The following is a 15,367-nucleotide window of genomic DNA, read 5'->3' as shown; positions in this document are numbered from 1 at the left end:
CTTTGACCTCTCCCGGATTCCGCACATACTTGAGGTGACAGGACCGGTTTAAACCAAGGGACCAGACATGTTCAGATTCGGACTCGCGGGCGCCCTGGCGCTCGGATTTTCAATTTCCGCCGATGCCCGCCAGGGCGAAGTTGTCCCGCTGGAATACTTTGCAACCTATTCCGCGGTGTCGAATGTCGCGCTGTCGCCTGACGGCGAGTATCTTGCGCTGCGGCGGCTGACCGCGCGCGACGGCAATTACATTGTGGAGGTGCGCCGTACCGACAATTTGGCCGGCGATCCGGTACGGCTCGGCGCCGAACGGATGGATATCCTCAATGTCAGCTGGATTTCGCCGGAATACCTGCTGGTCAATTTCCGCCAGCAGATCCGCGATCGTATCGAGGGCGTGAACCAAGGCGTTTACGGTTTCCGGCAGGCAATAGTGCACCACTCCGGCCGCGGGGGTTTCCGCCGCGTTTCCGATGATTTCGACATTGTCCGCCGCGTGGCCGAAGATCCCGACCACATCATCATTCGGACAGCAGGCCTCGATAGCGACGACGATATCGAGGATATCGGCAGCCGCTCGATCAACAGCGTCACCAATCCCGACTTCTACCGGTACAATGTGGAAACCGGGCGCCAGCAGCGGATCCTCCGCGCCAGCGAACGCTTCTTCAACTACGAGCTCGACCAGAACGGCAATCCGCGATTTGCGTCCTCGCTCGATACGGGCAGCGAGACGGTCAGCTATTTCTGGCGCCCCGATCCGGACGACACGCGCTGGCGCGAAGTCATGTCCTGGTCGCTGACCGAATATGATCGCTATGGCCAGTCGGGCGTTAGTGTCGTCGGCTTCGATCCGGATGACAGCTCGCGGGCCTATGTGCTCGCCCACAATGGCGAGAACACGATCGGCGCACACATCATGGATTTGCGCACAGGCAACATCGTCCGCACCATCTATCAGCGCGAGGATGTCGACATTCTCGGACCCATCTTCGAACCCGACATCGACCGCGAAGCAGAGCTGGCCGGGTTCTCATTCTACGCCGATGGCCAGCTCCAGCGGGCCTTCATTGACGAACGCACCGCCTCGATCCAGAACATGGTCGATGCGGCGTTTCCAGATACCCGCAACACGGTCTACAGCTGCGTGAACAACTGTTCGCAGATGTTGGTGTTCTCGCAATCCTCGCAGGAGCCGGGAGTCTATTACTACATCGAGAACGGTCAGCCGGTCGTGATCGGCCGCCAGTATCCGCAATTGCTGGATGCCGCTTTGGGCCGCGAAACCTTCATCAACTACACTTCGCGCGATGGCCGCAACATTCCGGCCATTCTGACCCTGCCGCCCTTCGGGGAAGCGCCCTATCCGCTCGTCGTCGTGCCGCACGGTGGCCCCTGGGTAGCCGAGAACCGCGCCTATGATGAATGGGTCTCGGTGCTCGCCAATCGCGGCTATATGGTCATGCAGCCGCAATATCGCGGGTCCGAAGGCTATGGTCTCGACCACTGGCTCTCCAGCTGGGGGCAGTGGGGCATCACCATGTCCGACGACAAGGATGATGGCGTCCGCTACCTGATCGATCAGGGCCTGGCCGATCCCGACGAGATCGCGATGTTCGGCTGGAGCTATGGCGGCTATGCCGCGTTCGCCGCGGCGGTCCGCCAGCCTCCAGTCTATAATTGCGTGATCGCCGGTGCGGGCGTGTCCGATCTCGACGTGATCCAGCGCGATTTCGGCAACAGCCCGATCCAGCGTGAACTGATTGCCGAAGGCTATGCCGGCATGTCGCCCAACGAATTCGCCGAGGATATCCGGATTCCGATCCTGATCATCCATGGCGAGGTCGACCAGCGCGTGCCGCAATACCAGAGCCAGTTCATGATCCGGGCGATGCAGCGCAACAGCATCCCGCATCGCTATGTCGAACTACCGGATGCGGATCACTTCTCCAACACGCTGAACTTCGACAACCAGCTGACGCTCTTCCGCGAGCTGACCGGCTGGCTGGCGAATGAATGCGGCATGGCAACGGATCAGAATCCGCCACGTCAGGGATCTGGCCAGAACTAGCCGGCCGCTTCGGCGCAAATTGAAGGCCCGCTCAAACGAGCGGGCCTTTTTTTTGTTCCAGACGTGAAGGACGGGTTAGGCCGCCATGACCCGGTCGACCTCGTCCACCAGCTCGCGAAGATGGAACGGTTTGGACAGCACTTTCGCATTCGTCGGTGCACTCGAGCCCGGGCTCAGCGCCACGGCGGCAAAGCCGGTGATGAACATGATTTTCAGCGAAGGCGCCAGCTCGGCGGCACGCCGCGCCAGCTCGATGCCGTCAATGCCCGGCATCACGATATCGGTCAGCAGAAGATCGAAATTGTCCTGATTGGCCTCGAACACGGACAGGCCTTCATCCCCGTCGGCACAGGCCGTGACTTCATGACCGGCGCGCTTCAGCGCCTTGGCCAGAAAGTCGCGCATGGATCCATCGTCTTCCGCCAGCAGTATTTTCGCCATTGTGCGGTCTCCACCCTCAATAATCAGACACCAAGCTAGCTCATTAAGGTAAAAACCCGCTGAACGCGGCTGAACCGCTTGACCGCTGAATACAGCTGCCGCCAAGGTGCCCGCATGACACCGGCTCATCCCAATCGCGCCTTGCCCGCCATGGACCCGTCACCGGCCATCATCGGCCGGATAGACGAGCCGGTCATCGTGCGCCGCCCGGAAACCCGGAAAACGCCGATCCTGATCGCATCGCCGCATAGCGGCCGCACCTATCCGCCGGACATTATAGCACAGGCTGCCTTGCCGCTCCCGGTGCTGCGGCGGTCGGAAGATGCCTATATGGATTTGCTGGTCGAGCCGGGTCCCGGCATCGGCATCACCACAATCCTTGCACCGTTTCCGCGTGTCTTTATCGATCCCAACCGCTCGACACGGGAGCTGGACCGCGAGTTGTTCGCGGATTTCTCCGGCGACGAAACCGGCGATACGCCGCACGTGCAGGCGGGGCTCGGCGTCGTGCCGCGCATCAGTGCGGATGGCCGCCCGATCTACACCCAGCCGCTCGACCTGGCCGAAGCCCGTCGCCGCATCGCGACCTATTACCGGCCCTATCATGGCGCTATCGAGGTCGAACTGCAGGCGGCATGCGATGTCTTCGGCATGGGATTGCTGCTCGACATGCATTCGATGCCGGCCGCAGCCGGAGGCGGGATCGATGCCGTGCTTGGCGACCGTCACGGCACCTCCTGTGATCCCGAGATCATGGCCCGCATCGAAGCGGCGTTTCGCGATGCCGGCCTTACCGTGCGCCGGAACCAGCCCTATGCCGGCGGATACACCACCGCCTTCTACGGGCGGCCGAAGGACTGCCGGCACGCGGTCCAGATCGAGATCAACCGGGGTCTTTACCTTGACGAGACACGAGTGACCCGTTCCGGGACATTCGCGGCGCTGCAAACCGTTTTGACGACTGTGCTCACTGACCTCGCCGCCGTCAATTGGCACGAGAATAGGCTCTAAGTTACTGTTTTATATAAGTTAGATGCCGCAGCACGTGTTCGGCATGGGGCTTGCTCCCCTTTCACGCGAATACGCCGGACCGGCGTGGGGTGAAAAGCGACAAGCGGAGCCGACACGATGACGAACGAGATCGACTTTCATATTGGCAAGCGGCTGCGCCGCCGCCGCCGTCTGCTGGGATTGACCCAGCAGCAGCTGGCCGAATCGGTCGGAATCCGATTCCAGCAAATCCAGAAATATGAGTGCGGTGCCAACCGTGTCAGCGCTTCGCGCCTGTTCGAGCTCGCGCAATCGCTCGATGTCCCGGCGCAGTATTTCTATGACGGGCTGGCCGTGAATGACGAGTCCGATGAAGATACCGACACGATGTCGCCGGACATCCTGTCACAAAAGGAAACCATGGATCTCGTCCGTGCCTATTACAAGCTGGGGGAGCGGCCGCGAAAGCGTCTCCTGGAGTTGGCGAAATCGCTGGAGCCGTCCGAGCCCGCCAATGACGCCGCTTGAGTCTCACGGCTGACAGGCGCGCAACAGCCTGATACGCCAGCGGCATGAACCGCCGCGACCTCGATACTGAACTCGCTCTTGCACACCGGCTGGCGGATGCCGCCGGTGCTGCCATTTTACCCTATTTCCGGCAGGCGCCCGACGTCGAGAACAAGGCCGCTTCCGGATTCGATCCGGTGACCGCCGCCGACCGCGCCGCCGAGCAGGCCATGCGCGAATTGATCCGAGCCGAACGGCCCGGCGACGGCGTGCTCGGCGAGGAGTTTCCGCCAAAAGACAGCCGCAATGGCTGGTCCTGGACCCTCGATCCCATCGACGGTACGCGCGGCTTTATCGCCGGATCCCCGACTTGGTGCGTCCTGATCGCGCTCACCTATGACGGCCGTCCGGTGTTGGGCGTGATCGATCAGCCCCATACGGGTGAGCGGTTTTCCGGTCATGGCAAGCAAGCTGGCTTGCAAATACGCGGTGCCCGGCGCGAGCTGGCGGTGTCCGGTACGGCGGCGCTGGCGGACGCGATTCTCGCGACAACCGACCCTTACCTGTTCAGGGATCGTGAGGCCGAGCTGTTCTCCAGGCTGCACAGCGACGTCCGCCTCACCCGTTTCGGCATGGACGCTTATGCCTATGCTCTGCTCGCCGCCGGCGGTATCGACCTGGTCGTCGAGAGCGGGCTTGGGCCGCACGACATCCATGCGCTGATACCGGTGGTGCGGGGCGCCGGCGGCCTGATCACAGACTGGCGCGGCGGTGACGATTTCGCCACCGGCCGGCTGGTCGCAGCCGCCACCCGCGAACTGCATGCTGCGGCTCTGGAGAAACTGGCGCTTTAGTTTGCGTCGTCGGTCCCGGATTCCGGCACTGACTCCGTTTCGGGCTTCCGGAACAGCAGCGTCATGCGGTCGCTTTCGCCGATCGCCTCGAACGGCGCCGTATCGAAGTCCGCATCATCCCATCCGCGGCGCGCCGGCGGCAACGTCCAGACCCCATTCGGATGATCCGCGGTATCGAGCGGATTGGCATTGATTTCGCTGCTCGCGACCAGCTCGAACCCGGCTTCCTGCGCCAGGGCTATAACGTAGGCCTCTTGCACATAGCCGGACTCGGCCAGCGGATCCTGCTCGCGCGTATCGGGCAGGCGGTGTTCCACGACGCCGAGCACGCCGCCCGGGCGCAGCACATCGTAGAAATCCGCAAAGGCACGCTCGGTAAAGCCGCCGCGCATCCAGTTATGGACATTGCGGAATGTCAGCACAGCGTCCGCCGAGCCCGGATCACCCAGACCGCCATCGGCTGGCCCCCAACCGCGCAGATCGATATCACCGAACGGCTCGGTATTCACAAAGCGCGCTTCGAATGCCGCACGGCTGCGGCGACGGTAGCTGCTCGCGCTGTCGGCGGGAAAGTGCGCGGCGATGTAGGTCCCGCCATTGGCGTTGATCCAGGGGGCGAGAATTTCGGTATACCAGCCACCGCCGGGCCAGATCTCGATCACCGTCGATGCCGGATCGATCTCGAAAAACGTCAGGGTTTCCAGCGGATTCCGGAAGGTGTCGCGGTCGGCATTCTCGCCGCGCCAATCGCCGGCGATGGCCCATTCCAGCGAGCCCCGATCGGCAGCGTCGATTTCCGTTTCGGCGGGCAGGACGGTCTCGGCAACGATCTCGGCCTCCGGTTCGGCTACGGCCACCGATTCATCTGATTCCGTCGATCCACTGCACCCCGCAACGATCAGCCCCAACGCCGCCAGAACGCCTATACGCCGCATGTGAAACTCCCCAATTCTATTCCCAATGACGGCACACGCCTAAAGGCTCGACGCGCCTCTTGCAAGCGCGGCAACACATTCCCATTTAGGTCATGCAGGGCGCCTGTCAGGGCTCTGCGCGCGGCCCGGCCCGGCCAAATGGCGGGCTTAAAGCCGCGGTCATTGGGGACGGTCTGGAGGTTCGGGCCCGACCCGCGAACTTGTCGCTTCTAAGGAGGATAAGATTATGAGAACCTTGGATTATTCACCACTCTACCGCAGCATTGTCGGTTTTGACCGTCTGGCCAATATGATCGATTCGGCCAGCAAGTCGGATCCATCGGCTGGCTTCCCACCCTACAATATCGAACAACTCGGCGAGAACGATTACCGCATTGAATTGGCGGTCGCCGGTTTCGGTGAGGATGACCTGACGGTCGAAGTCCAGGAAAACGTGTTGACGGTATCCGGCCGCAAGGAGAGCCAGTCCGAAGACGAAGGTCCGAACTATCTCTACCGCGGTATCGCAGAGCGCGCTTTCGAGCGCCGCTTCCATTTGGCCGACCATGTTGTGGTCGACAACGCGGAACTGAGAAACGGCCTTCTGGCGGTCACGCTTCGCCGGGAAATCCCGGAAAACGCGAAGCCGCGCCGTATCGCAATCGGCCAGTCCGGCGGCAAAGCCCGCAAGGTGATCGAAGGCGGTAAAACGAAAGCCGCCTAACGGCCTTTCGAAACTGAAACGAAGCGCGCGCCTGCCCCTTCAGGCGCGCGTTTTAGTTTGATCAGGCAGCGTCCAGATCAACCGCGCCATCGGCGTCGTGGACATCGTTGCGGAAGTCGCCGTCGATGCGGGCGCCGGTAAAGCAGGATCCGGTGAAATGCGCATCCAGGACTTTTGCCCCGACCAGCGAAGTGTAGGAGAAATCGGCTCCGGACGCTTTGGCATACCGCAAGTCCGCGCCGGACAGATCGGCATATCTGATCTTTGCCGCCGCCAGCGAGGCGGGAAGAATCCGGTCGTTTTCCAGCTTCAGCGGACCGAGCTTGCAATCACGCAGGTCGGCATTGTTGAGCCGTGCACCCGTCAGGTCCGCGCCTCTTAGATCGGCCCCCCGCAGGCAGGCCATGCGCAAATCGGCGCGCTCGAGCTTTGCGCCCTGCAATTGTGCCCCTTCCAGATCGAGCCCGTAGAGCGTGGCCCCGCTGGCATGAAACGCCGTCAGTGTTTTCCCGGCAAGGGATTTCAGCGGGCGCAGATCGGTATTGTCGAACAGCGACGGCTGTCCTTCGCGCCCGGCCGTCGCGCACCAGCGGATATGATCTTCGATCATGGCCTCGACGGGGCGCTCAAGCTCGCGCATTTCGCGCCCGGCCGGCTGATCCGTCAGGGCGCCGGTCCGGTCGCAATTGTCGAGGCGCGCCATCTTCAGATTGGTGTTGATCAGCACGCTGTCGGTCAGATCGGCATCGGTCAGATCGGCGCCCGACAAATCCGCACCCTCGAGATTGGCACCGGAAAATACCGCCGATCGGAGATTGGCTTTGACCATGCGGGCGCCCAGCATTACGGCATCCGTGAAATCGGCGCGCTGCGCCGTTGAACCCGACATTTTCGACCGCGACAGGTTGGCCCCCTGGAAATTCGCCATCGTCATCTCGCCCGGCCGTGTCCGGTGTTTGATCACCGACAGGCCGCGTTCCTTATCGAGCTGGGCGATGGTGCCTTCGCGAAGATCCGTCTCCGAAAGATCGGCGCCCTGCAGATTGGCGCCGCGCAATGAAGCGCCCCGCATATCGGCCCGCCGCAAAGATGCGCCGGCCAGGCTGGAACGGCGTAAATCCGCGCCATAGAAGCTGGCCGAATTGAGCACGCTCCCGGACAGATCGGCCCCGATCAGGGTCGCTCCGGTGAAGTCGGCATCGGACAAATCGCGGTTTGAGAGATTCAATCCGTCCATGATGCAATAGTTGAAAGCGGCGCGCGCCCCGCCCGGACGGCCGCTCCACAATAACTCATGCCGTCGGCAAATCTCGTCGACCTGCAATTGGTCGACGGTCCGGTATTGGACGCCGTGATCCGACATAACCTTCGAGACTTCCTCCAGTTTTGTGAAAAACTATCGGGATTTCGGGTTAACGTGGCGTGTCCAATTGGGGCTGGATGACATCGACTATGTCCGCGGCGGCCGCGGCCGCCGCAGCTTTCGAACCCGGGACCAGCCGAACGCGTGTCCAGCCCTGCGCATAAAGGCTTTTCACCCAGGCGTCAGGCGCCGTCCCGTCAACGGTCTCCAAGCTGACATCATAACCGCCGGGCTCGGGATCGATAGCGATGAGGGGGCGCTGCCTGAGCACCCGCGAGAAAAAGCCGGCATGCGCGGCCTCGGCGGCCTCGCGGCGGACGCCTTCCTCCACACTGATCCCGGCCGCGCGCAACCGGGCCGCACCTTCGCCCGACGTGCGGGGGTCGGGATCGCCACACGCGATGACAACGCGCTTCACGCCTGCCTCGACCAGCGCATCGGCACACGGTGGCGTCTGGCCAGTATGCGCGCACGGTTCCAGCGTGACATAGGTTGTGGCGCCACGCGCGTCGGCACCGGCCTCGTTAAGCGCTATACGCTCGGCATGGGGCCGGCCGCCCGGCGCGGTCACGCCGCGGCCGATGACGATACCGTCTTTGACGATCAGACAGCCGACGCATGGATTGGGGGCGGTCGTACCCAGTCCCGATCGCGCCAGCGCCAACGCGGCGTCCATCCAGCGCAGATCAGCGATATCGGTCAAGGCATGTCCGGAAGCGGATTGGCGCGATCGGCATCGAGATAGCGGGCCGTAACGGGCAATTCTCCGGCACCGTCCATACCGATTTCGAGTGGATTACCGGTCGGAATCTCAATCTGGACGATCTCTTCGTCTGACAGATCGAACAGCAATTTGACGATGGCGCGCAGCGAATTGCCATGGGCGACGACCAGAACATCCTCGCCAGCGCGCAACAGGGGCGCGATCTGCTCTTCCCAGTAGGGCTGAACCCGTTCGAGGGTGATCTTGAGCGATTCCGTTGCCGGAAGCGCTTCCGCCGGCAAATCGCGATACCGCGGATCGTGCGAGGGATGCCGCTCATCATTGACGTCAAGCGCCGGCGGCGGGGTGTCGAAGCTGCGGCGCCAGATCTGGACCTGCGCGTCGCCATGCCGCGCGCGGGTCTCGTCCTTGTTCAGCCCTGTGAGGCCGCCATAATGGCGTTCATTCAGCCGCCAGTGCTTGTCGACCGGAATCCAGACGCGGTCCATTTCTTCGAGGGTGAGCCAGAGAGTTCGGATGGCGCGCGTCAAAACCGAGGTGAAAGCCCGCTTCGGTTTGAAATCCGTCGCTGCAAGCAATTGCCCGGCCTTGCGGGCCTGAGCGACGCCTTCCTCGGTCAGCTTGACGTCAATCCAGCCGGTGAACCGCTTCTGCAAATTCCATTCGCTTTGCCCGTGTCGGATCAAAACCAGCTTCGCCATCATGCTCTCCCGGCAACTCTGTCCAGCGCATAGCGTGGCGGAGGCTGTGTATCAAGAAAGCTGGCTGTGTCATTCGCGGGCCGGAACGGGCTTCGCTGGTCCACCGGCCATGGTGCGCGCCCTTCCCGGAGGCCACACGCTTCTGCTAAGGGCTGTTTCGAGACAGGAGGCTTCATGACGCAATCGCGCCCGCTCGACGTGGCCCGCCGGGTTATCGAACTGGAACGCCAGGGACTTGAACAGCTCGCTCACGGGCTGGACGCGGATTTCGATGCCGTCGTTCAGCGCCTCGTGGACCTGAAAGGCCGGCTGATCTGCGCAGGCGTCGGAAAGTCCGGTCATGTGGCGCGCAAGATCGCGGCTACGCTGGCGTCCACCGGTACGCCCTCGCAATTTGTCCACCCGACCGAGGCAAGCCATGGCGATCTCGGCATGATCACGCCGGACGATGCGGTTTTGGCGCTTTCGAAATCGGGCGAAACCCGGGAGCTGGGCGATCTGATGGCGTATTGCCGGCGCTTCGGAACGCCGTTGATTGGCATGACCACGGGTGCGCAATCCGGTCTGGCAAAAGCCAGCGATCATTTGCTGCTGATCCCCGACGCGCCCGAAGCTTGCGCTGAAACGCGTGCGCCGACGACATCCACCACGCTGATGATGGCTTTGGGCGACGCACTCGCGGTCGCTCTGCTCGAAGCACGCGGATTTACGGCGCAGGATTTCAAGACCTACCATCCGGGCGGTGCGCTGGGGGCAACCCTCGCAACTGTTGGCGATCTCATGCACACCGGCGATGCGGTGCCGCTGATCGGCGACGACGCAGTCATGAGCGAGGCACTGATCGAGATCAGCGCCAAGGGGCTCGGCTGCGTCGGCATCATTTCATCGGACAACAAGCTCGTTGGCATGATCACCGACGGTGATTTGCGCCGCCACATGGGTCCCCAACTGCTCGACCTGCCGGTTACCGAAGTCATGACACGTGGCCCAAGGACTGCTTCAGCGGGCACACTGGCGGCCGATGCGCTCCGCCTGATGACGTCGGGCAGGGTGAAGATCACCCAGCTCTTCGCGGTTGAGGATGGCCGTCCGACCGGCCTCCTGCACATTCACGACCTCCTGCGCGCCGGTGTGAAATAGCGCTTGCGCATTGACCGTGCAGCCCCCTTATCGCTAGACGGTCTGCAAACACGAAAAGAAGGAACGCCCCATGCGCGTCGCCATGATCGGTACCGGCTATGTCGGTCTTGTCTCGGGTGCCTGCTTCGCCGATTTCGGACACCATGTGACCTGTATCGACAAGGACCAGGAAAAGGTGGACATGCTGCGCGCCGGCGGCATCCCGATCTACGAACCGGGCCTCGACCAGCTGGTGCAGCGCAATGTCCGCGAAGACCGGTTGAGCTTTGACACCGACCTGACCCAGGCAGTGCGCGAAGCCGATGCGGTTTTCATCGCGGTCGGAACGCCTTCGCGCCGCGGCGACGGATTTGCTGACCTGTCCTATGTCCATGCCGCAGCGAAGGAAATTGCCGGTGTCATGGACGGCTATACGGTCGTCGTGACCAAGTCGACCGTGCCGGTCGGCACCGGCGACGAGGTCGAGAAAATCATCCGCGAAGCCCGGCCCGACGGCGATTTCGCGGTGGTGTCCAACCCGGAATTCCTGCGCGAAGGCGCCGCCATCGACGACTTCAAGCGCCCAGACCGGGTGGTCGTCGGCACCGAGGATGAACGCGCCAAGGACGTCATGACCGAGCTCTACCGGCCGCTCTATCTCAATGAAACGCCGATCTTGTTCACCACGCGCCGGACCTCGGAACTGATCAAATACGCCGCCAATGCCTTCCTCGCCATGAAGATCACCTTCATCAACGAGATGGCGGATCTCTGCGAGTCGGTCGGTGCCAATGTTCAGGAAGTGGCGCGCGGTGTCGGTCTCGACAATCGCATCGGCGGCAAATTCCTGCATGCCGGTCCCGGCTATGGCGGGTCCTGCTTCCCGAAGGACACGCTGGCCCTGACGCGTACGGCCCAGGAGGCCGGCACGCCGCTGCGCCTCATCGAGACCACCGTCGAGGTCAATGACCGCCGCAAGCAGGACATGGCCAAGAAGGTCATCAAGGCAATGGACGGCGACGTGTCCGGCAAGACGATCGCCGTGCTCGGCCTGACCTTCAAGCCGAACACGGACGACATGCGCGAAGCGCCTTCGCTGGATATCATTCCGGCGCTGCAGGACGCCGGCGCCAAGGTCCGGGCCTACGATCCGGCCGGCGTCGTTGAAGCGGAAAAAATGCTCAAGGACGTCGAGTTTACCTCCGGTCCTTACCTGTGTGCTGAAGGTGCCGACGCCATCGTGATCATCACAGAATGGAATGAATTCCGCGCGCTCGACACCGAGCGCCTGAAAGCGGTGATGGCGGGCGATGTGATGGTCGATCTGCGCAATATCTACAGCCCGGACGACATCCGCAAACGCGGTTTCAACTACACGAGTGTGGGCCGTTAGGCCGCCATCAAGCGGAGGGATGTGATGAGCCAGAAGCCGCGCGCCGACCTGTTGCCCAACACCTGGGATTACGAAACTTCGGCGCTGATCAAGCCGACGGGATTTCGCGAATACGATGCGCGCTGGTGGTTCGGCCATCCGGGCTCAGACAAGGCGCCGGAGATCAATCTCTATGGCATCCAGGCTCTGGGGCTCGGCCTCGGCACGCTGATCCACGAATTGGGTGTCGAGCCCAAAATCGTCACGGGACACGATTTCCGCGGCTATTCGCTCGGCGTGAAACAGGCGCTGACGGTCGGCCTGATGTCGGCCGGCATCGAAGTCCACGACATCGGCCTTGCGCTTTCGCCGACCGCTTATTTCGCGCAGTTCGATCTCGACATCGATTGCGTCGCCATGGTCACTGCCAGTCACAATTCCAATGGCTGGACCGGGGTGAAGATGGGCGTCGAGAAGGCGTTGACCTTTGGCCCTGACGAGATGGCGCGCCTCAAGGCGATCGTCCTCAATGGCGAGGGCAAGCTCCGCGAAGGTGGCGGGTATATTCGCGAAACCAGCGTTGCCGAGAGCTATCTGGCGGATCTGTCCGACGGCGTATCGATCCGGCGCAAGCTGAAGGTCGTCGCGGCCTGCGGCAATGGCACGGCCGGCGCCTTTGCGCCGAAAGCGCTGCAAGCCATGGGCGTCGAGGTGATCCCCATGGATTGCGAGCTCGACCACACCTTCCCCCGCTACAATCCGAACCCGGAAGACATGAAAATGCTGCACGCGCTGCGTGATGCCGTGCTGGAGCACAAGGCCGATATCGGCCTGGCGTTCGACGGCGATGGCGACCGCTGTGGCGTCGTCGACAATGAAGGCGAGGAGATTTTCGCCGACAAGGTCGGCCTGATGCTGGCGCGCGACCTGTCAGGCCGCTTCGAGAAGGCGAAATTCGTGGTCGATGTGAAATCGACCGGCCTGTTCCTCACCGATCCGGTGCTCGCGGAAAACGGCGCGACGACCGAGTATTGGAAGACCGGCCACTCCTACATCAAACGCTATTCGAAGAAGACCGGCGCTTTGGTCGGCTTCGAAAAATCGGGCCATTTCTTCTTCCAGCCGCCGCTTGGCCGTGGCTTTGACGATGGCATTGTCGCGGCCCGCGCCGTGCTCGACATGCTCGACCGCAATCCGGACAAGTCGATGGCGGATCTGCGCCGCGATCTGCCGGTGAGCTATTCGTCACCGACCATGTCGCCGGCCTGCGCTGACGAGATCAAGTATGAAGTCGTGGACAGGATTGCCGCGGCCTATTCCGCGCGCAGCGAAATCCTGGGTCGTAAGGTCCGCGACGTGCTCACCGTCAACGGCGTGCGGTTCACGCTGGAAGACGGGGCGTGGGGGCTGGTCCGTGCATCATCGAACACCCCCAATCTGGTGATCGTCGTCGAAAGCCCGAACTCGGCAGACGACATGAAAGCGATCTTCAAGGACATCCAGGCTGAGCTGGCAAAGCATCCGGAAGTCGGCGCTTTCGACCAGGAAATCTAGCCACCGCCGGTAAAGCGGCCTATTCGACGGTTACCGATTTCGCGAGATTGCGCGGCTGGTCCACATCCGTGCCCATGTGCACGGCGGTGTGATAGGCGAGCAATTGCAGGGGGACCGCCGCCACGATGGCCTGGGCGATCGGATCGCAATCCGGCATGACGACTGCGCGGCAGGTGTCGCCGGCAATGTCCGCACCCTTGGCGTCGGTAAACAGCGTCACATCGGCGCCACGCGCGGAGATTTCCTGCAGATTGGAATAGGTCTTCTCGAAGAGCTCGTCCCACGGAGCGATGGCGATGACCGGCGTTCCGTCCTCGATGAGCGCGATCGGGCCGTGTTTCAGCTCGCCGGCGGCATAGCCTTCGGCATGGATGTAGGCGAGCTCCTTGAGCTTCAGCGCGCCCTCCATCGCCAAGGGATAGAACTGCCCGCGGCCGAGATAAAGCACGTCGCGATGATGCGTGAGCGCGCGCGCCAACTCGTCGATCTGGGGTTCGACGGACATCACTTCATTGATCAGGCGCGGTACTTCCATCAGCGATTGGATTTTTGCGCCGACTTCGGCCGGGCTTAGCCTGCCCCGGCTCGCCGCCGTCGCCAGCGCAATACTCGCCAGGGCCGTCAGCTGAGCTGTGAACGCCTTAGTGGAGGCGACGCCGATTTCGGGACCGGCGAGCGTCTTCAATAACAGGTCGGATTCGCGCGCGATCGAGCTTTCCGGGACGTTGACGACGCCGATCGTGCGGATTTCGTTTTGCTTGCAGTGGCGCAGGGCTGCCAGCGTGTCGGCGGTCTCTCCGGATTGCGAAATGAACAGCGCCGCGCCCTTCTTTGGTAGCACCGGATGGCGGTAGCGGAACTCCGAGGCAATATCCGTCTCGACCGCGAGCCCGGCATAGCGCTCGAACCAGTATTTTGCGGTCGCTCCGGCATAATACGCCGTGCCACAAGCCACTGAGAGCAGCCGCTCGGCATCGGCCAGACCCAGCTCGGCGGGATCGAAGCCGAAGCCCTCATCGGCGGAGTAAACGTATTGCGCGAGGGTCCGGCCGACCGATTCCGGCTGTTCGCGGATTTCCTTTTCCATGAAGTGGCGGCAGCCCGCCTTGTCGACCAGTTCGGACGCGGCCGTCGAAATCACCACCTCGCGGTTGGCGGGTTTGCCGTCACGATCGAAAATGCGCGCATCGCCGGGCGTTACGACGCACCAGTCGCCTTCTTCAAGATAGATGATTTGGCGGGTGAAAATGGCCAACGCCATGGAATCCGAACCGATAAAGGCCTCATCCTCGGCCAGGCCGACTGCCAGCGGGCTTCCATGGCGGGCCGCCATCAGCGTGTCCGGCTTGTCGGCAAAAATCGCCGCGACACCGTAAGCCCCGCGAAGCTTGGAGATGGCCTGGGAGAAGGCGTCCTCATGGCTCATCCCGGCCTTGAGGTGAGAATCGATGAGATGGGCGATGACTTCGGAATCGGTCTGCGTGACGAACTGATGCCCCTCCTTCGCCAGGCTTTCACGCAACTCCTTGAAATTCTCGATGATTCCATTGTGAACGATGGCGACATTCCCGGCCGTATGCGGATGGGCATTGTCGGTGGTCGGCCGGCCATGCGTGGCCCAGCGGGTGTGGGCGATGCCGATCAGCCCGTCCACGGGGTCGTCATGAAGGGTCTTGTCGAGATTGCGGATTTTGCCTTCGGCGCGGCGGCGCTGCACTTCGCCGTCGCGGATCACCGCGATGCCGGCGGAATCATAACCGCGGTATTCCAGGCGCCGCAGACCGTCGACAAGACGTTCCGTGACAGGGTTGCGCCCCGCGATTCCGACAATACCGCACATGGCAGTCTCCTTGCCTTGTAAGCCAATCCAGCTTTGTGATCGCCGAGGGCATAGCGTGAATCAAGCACGAGAACCAGCGGCGCCAAACGCCATATTCCGGCCGGCCCGGATGTGCTGGCGGAAAAGCCGTTTGGCGCGATTGACAGTTGCATGTGACGCGTCGCTGGATTTGATGGGGCGGACAGCGGTATGA

General features: G+C 62.4%; 14 protein-coding genes. 8 read left to right on the top strand and 6 right to left on the bottom strand.

What is annotated here, in order from left to right:
- Positions 1-67 precede the first annotated feature (67 nt).
- Positions 68-2,071, top strand: a complete 2,004-nt coding sequence (locus tag ACO08C_RS05690) for an alpha/beta hydrolase family protein (protein WP_421788262.1) — start codon at positions 68-70, stop codon at positions 2,069-2,071.
- Between the two features lie 75 nt (positions 2,072-2,146).
- Here the strand turns inward: ACO08C_RS05690 and cpdR are convergent, their stop codons facing one another.
- Positions 2,147-2,512, bottom strand: coding sequence for a cell cycle two-component system response regulator CpdR (cpdR, locus tag ACO08C_RS05685; RefSeq protein WP_421788260.1), 366 nt, complete (start codon positions 2,510-2,512; stop codon positions 2,147-2,149).
- Between the two features lie 114 nt (positions 2,513-2,626).
- Between cpdR and ACO08C_RS05680 the strand changes: the two genes are divergently transcribed.
- The 3 genes from ACO08C_RS05680 to hisN all read left to right on the top strand — a co-directional run bounded on the left by ACO08C_RS05680 (position 2,627) and on the right by hisN (position 4,863).
- Positions 2,627-3,523: an N-formylglutamate amidohydrolase gene (locus ACO08C_RS05680; RefSeq protein WP_421788258.1), complete on the top strand. Its 897-nt coding sequence runs from the start codon at positions 2,627-2,629 to the stop codon at positions 3,521-3,523.
- Positions 3,524-3,640: 117 nt separating this feature from the next.
- Entirely contained in the window at positions 3,641-4,030 is a 390-nt protein-coding gene (locus ACO08C_RS05675) for a helix-turn-helix domain-containing protein (RefSeq protein ID WP_421788256.1), read from the top strand.
- Between the two features lie 44 nt (positions 4,031-4,074).
- On the top strand, positions 4,075-4,863 hold the full coding sequence (gene hisN, locus ACO08C_RS05670) for a histidinol-phosphatase (protein WP_421788254.1): 789 nt from the start codon (positions 4,075-4,077) through the stop codon (positions 4,861-4,863).
- Here the strand turns inward: hisN and ACO08C_RS05665 are convergent.
- Positions 4,860-5,798 carry a class I SAM-dependent methyltransferase gene (locus ACO08C_RS05665; RefSeq protein WP_421788253.1) on the bottom strand — a complete coding sequence of 313 codons (939 nt, stop codon included), beginning with the start codon at positions 5,796-5,798 and terminating at the stop codon, positions 4,860-4,862. The two genes, hisN and ACO08C_RS05665, sit on opposite strands and share 4 nt — an antisense overlap.
- A 226-nt stretch (positions 5,799-6,024) precedes the next feature.
- Between ACO08C_RS05665 and ACO08C_RS05660 the strand changes: the two genes are divergently transcribed.
- Positions 6,025-6,501: an Hsp20 family protein gene (locus ACO08C_RS05660; RefSeq protein ID WP_421788251.1), complete on the top strand. Its 477-nt coding sequence runs from the start codon at positions 6,025-6,027 to the stop codon at positions 6,499-6,501.
- Positions 6,502-6,562: 61 nt separating this feature from the next.
- Here ACO08C_RS05660 and ACO08C_RS05655 read toward each other — a convergent pair whose 3' ends face one another.
- From ACO08C_RS05655 to gpmA, 3 genes are read right to left on the bottom strand one after another with little or no spacing between them, the layout of a single operon-like run.
- Positions 6,563-7,864, bottom strand: a complete 1,302-nt coding sequence (locus tag ACO08C_RS05655; RefSeq protein WP_421788250.1) for a pentapeptide repeat-containing protein — start codon at positions 7,862-7,864, stop codon at positions 6,563-6,565.
- A 49-nt stretch (positions 7,865-7,913) separates the two neighbouring features.
- On the bottom strand, positions 7,914-8,567 hold the full coding sequence (gene ribD / locus ACO08C_RS05650) for a bifunctional diaminohydroxyphosphoribosylaminopyrimidine deaminase/5-amino-6-(5-phosphoribosylamino)uracil reductase RibD (RefSeq protein WP_421788249.1): 654 nt from the start codon (positions 8,565-8,567) through the stop codon (positions 7,914-7,916).
- Positions 8,564-9,289: a 2,3-diphosphoglycerate-dependent phosphoglycerate mutase gene (gene gpmA, locus ACO08C_RS05645; RefSeq protein WP_421788247.1), complete on the bottom strand. Its 726-nt coding sequence runs from the start codon at positions 9,287-9,289 to the stop codon at positions 8,564-8,566. The genes ribD and gpmA overlap by 4 nt, the downstream gene beginning before the upstream one ends.
- A 174-nt stretch (positions 9,290-9,463) precedes the next feature.
- Between gpmA and ACO08C_RS05640 the strand changes: the two genes are divergently transcribed.
- The 3 genes from ACO08C_RS05640 to ACO08C_RS05630 all read left to right on the top strand — a co-directional run bounded on the left by ACO08C_RS05640 (position 9,464) and on the right by ACO08C_RS05630 (position 13,334).
- A complete protein-coding gene (locus tag ACO08C_RS05640; RefSeq protein ID WP_421788246.1) occupies positions 9,464-10,429 on the top strand; it encodes a KpsF/GutQ family sugar-phosphate isomerase in 966 nt (321 codons plus the stop codon).
- Between the two features lie 70 nt (positions 10,430-10,499).
- The gene (locus tag ACO08C_RS05635) at positions 10,500-11,801 is read left to right on the top strand and encodes a UDP-glucose dehydrogenase family protein (RefSeq protein ID WP_421788244.1); all 1,302 of its coding nucleotides are present in this window, start codon (positions 10,500-10,502) and stop codon (positions 11,799-11,801) included.
- 24 nt (positions 11,802-11,825) lie between these two features.
- Positions 11,826-13,334: a phosphomannomutase/phosphoglucomutase gene (locus ACO08C_RS05630; RefSeq protein WP_421788242.1), complete on the top strand. Its 1,509-nt coding sequence runs from the start codon at positions 11,826-11,828 to the stop codon at positions 13,332-13,334.
- Between the two features lie 19 nt (positions 13,335-13,353).
- Here the strand turns inward: ACO08C_RS05630 and glmS are convergent, their stop codons facing one another.
- Positions 13,354-15,174 carry a glutamine--fructose-6-phosphate transaminase (isomerizing) gene (gene glmS / locus ACO08C_RS05625; protein ID WP_421788240.1) on the bottom strand — a complete coding sequence of 607 codons (1,821 nt, stop codon included), beginning with the start codon at positions 15,172-15,174 and terminating at the stop codon, positions 13,354-13,356.
- Between the last annotated feature and the right edge of the window lie 193 nt (positions 15,175-15,367).

It is taken from the genome of Hyphobacterium sp. (assembly GCF_965229905.1).
GTDB lineage: Bacteria > Pseudomonadota > Alphaproteobacteria > Caulobacterales > Maricaulaceae > Hyphobacterium.
Note: the sequence above shows the minus strand (reverse complement) of the source record. Positions and strands in the feature narration are given on the sequence as shown.

What these genes read in the sequence shown, in the direction of transcription:
- ACO08C_RS05690 (WP_421788262.1), top strand. Translation starts at nt 68, where the DNA reads ATGTTCAGATTCGGACTCGCGGGCGCCCTGGCGCTCGGATTTTCAATT.
- cpdR (WP_421788260.1), bottom strand. Translation starts at nt 2,512, where the DNA reads ATGGCGAAAATACTGCTGGCGGAAGACGATGGATCCATGCGCGACTTT.
- ACO08C_RS05680 (WP_421788258.1), top strand. Translation starts at nt 2,627, where the DNA reads ATGACACCGGCTCATCCCAATCGCGCCTTGCCCGCCATGGACCCGTCA.
- ACO08C_RS05675 (WP_421788256.1), top strand. Translation starts at nt 3,641, where the DNA reads ATGACGAACGAGATCGACTTTCATATTGGCAAGCGGCTGCGCCGCCGC.
- hisN (WP_421788254.1), top strand. Translation starts at nt 4,075, where the DNA reads ATGAACCGCCGCGACCTCGATACTGAACTCGCTCTTGCACACCGGCTG.
- ACO08C_RS05665 (WP_421788253.1), bottom strand. Translation starts at nt 5,798, where the DNA reads ATGCGGCGTATAGGCGTTCTGGCGGCGTTGGGGCTGATCGTTGCGGGG.
- ACO08C_RS05660 (WP_421788251.1), top strand. Translation starts at nt 6,025, where the DNA reads ATGAGAACCTTGGATTATTCACCACTCTACCGCAGCATTGTCGGTTTT.
- ACO08C_RS05655 (WP_421788250.1), bottom strand. Translation starts at nt 7,864, where the DNA reads ATGTCGGATCACGGCGTCCAATACCGGACCGTCGACCAATTGCAGGTC.
- gpmA (WP_421788247.1), bottom strand. Translation starts at nt 9,289, where the DNA reads ATGGCGAAGCTGGTTTTGATCCGACACGGGCAAAGCGAATGGAATTTG.
- ACO08C_RS05640 (WP_421788246.1), top strand. Translation starts at nt 9,464, where the DNA reads ATGACGCAATCGCGCCCGCTCGACGTGGCCCGCCGGGTTATCGAACTG.
- ACO08C_RS05635 (WP_421788244.1), top strand. Translation starts at nt 10,500, where the DNA reads ATGCGCGTCGCCATGATCGGTACCGGCTATGTCGGTCTTGTCTCGGGT.
- ACO08C_RS05630 (WP_421788242.1), top strand. Translation starts at nt 11,826, where the DNA reads ATGAGCCAGAAGCCGCGCGCCGACCTGTTGCCCAACACCTGGGATTAC.
- glmS (WP_421788240.1), bottom strand. Translation starts at nt 15,174, where the DNA reads ATGTGCGGTATTGTCGGAATCGCGGGGCGCAACCCTGTCACGGAACGT.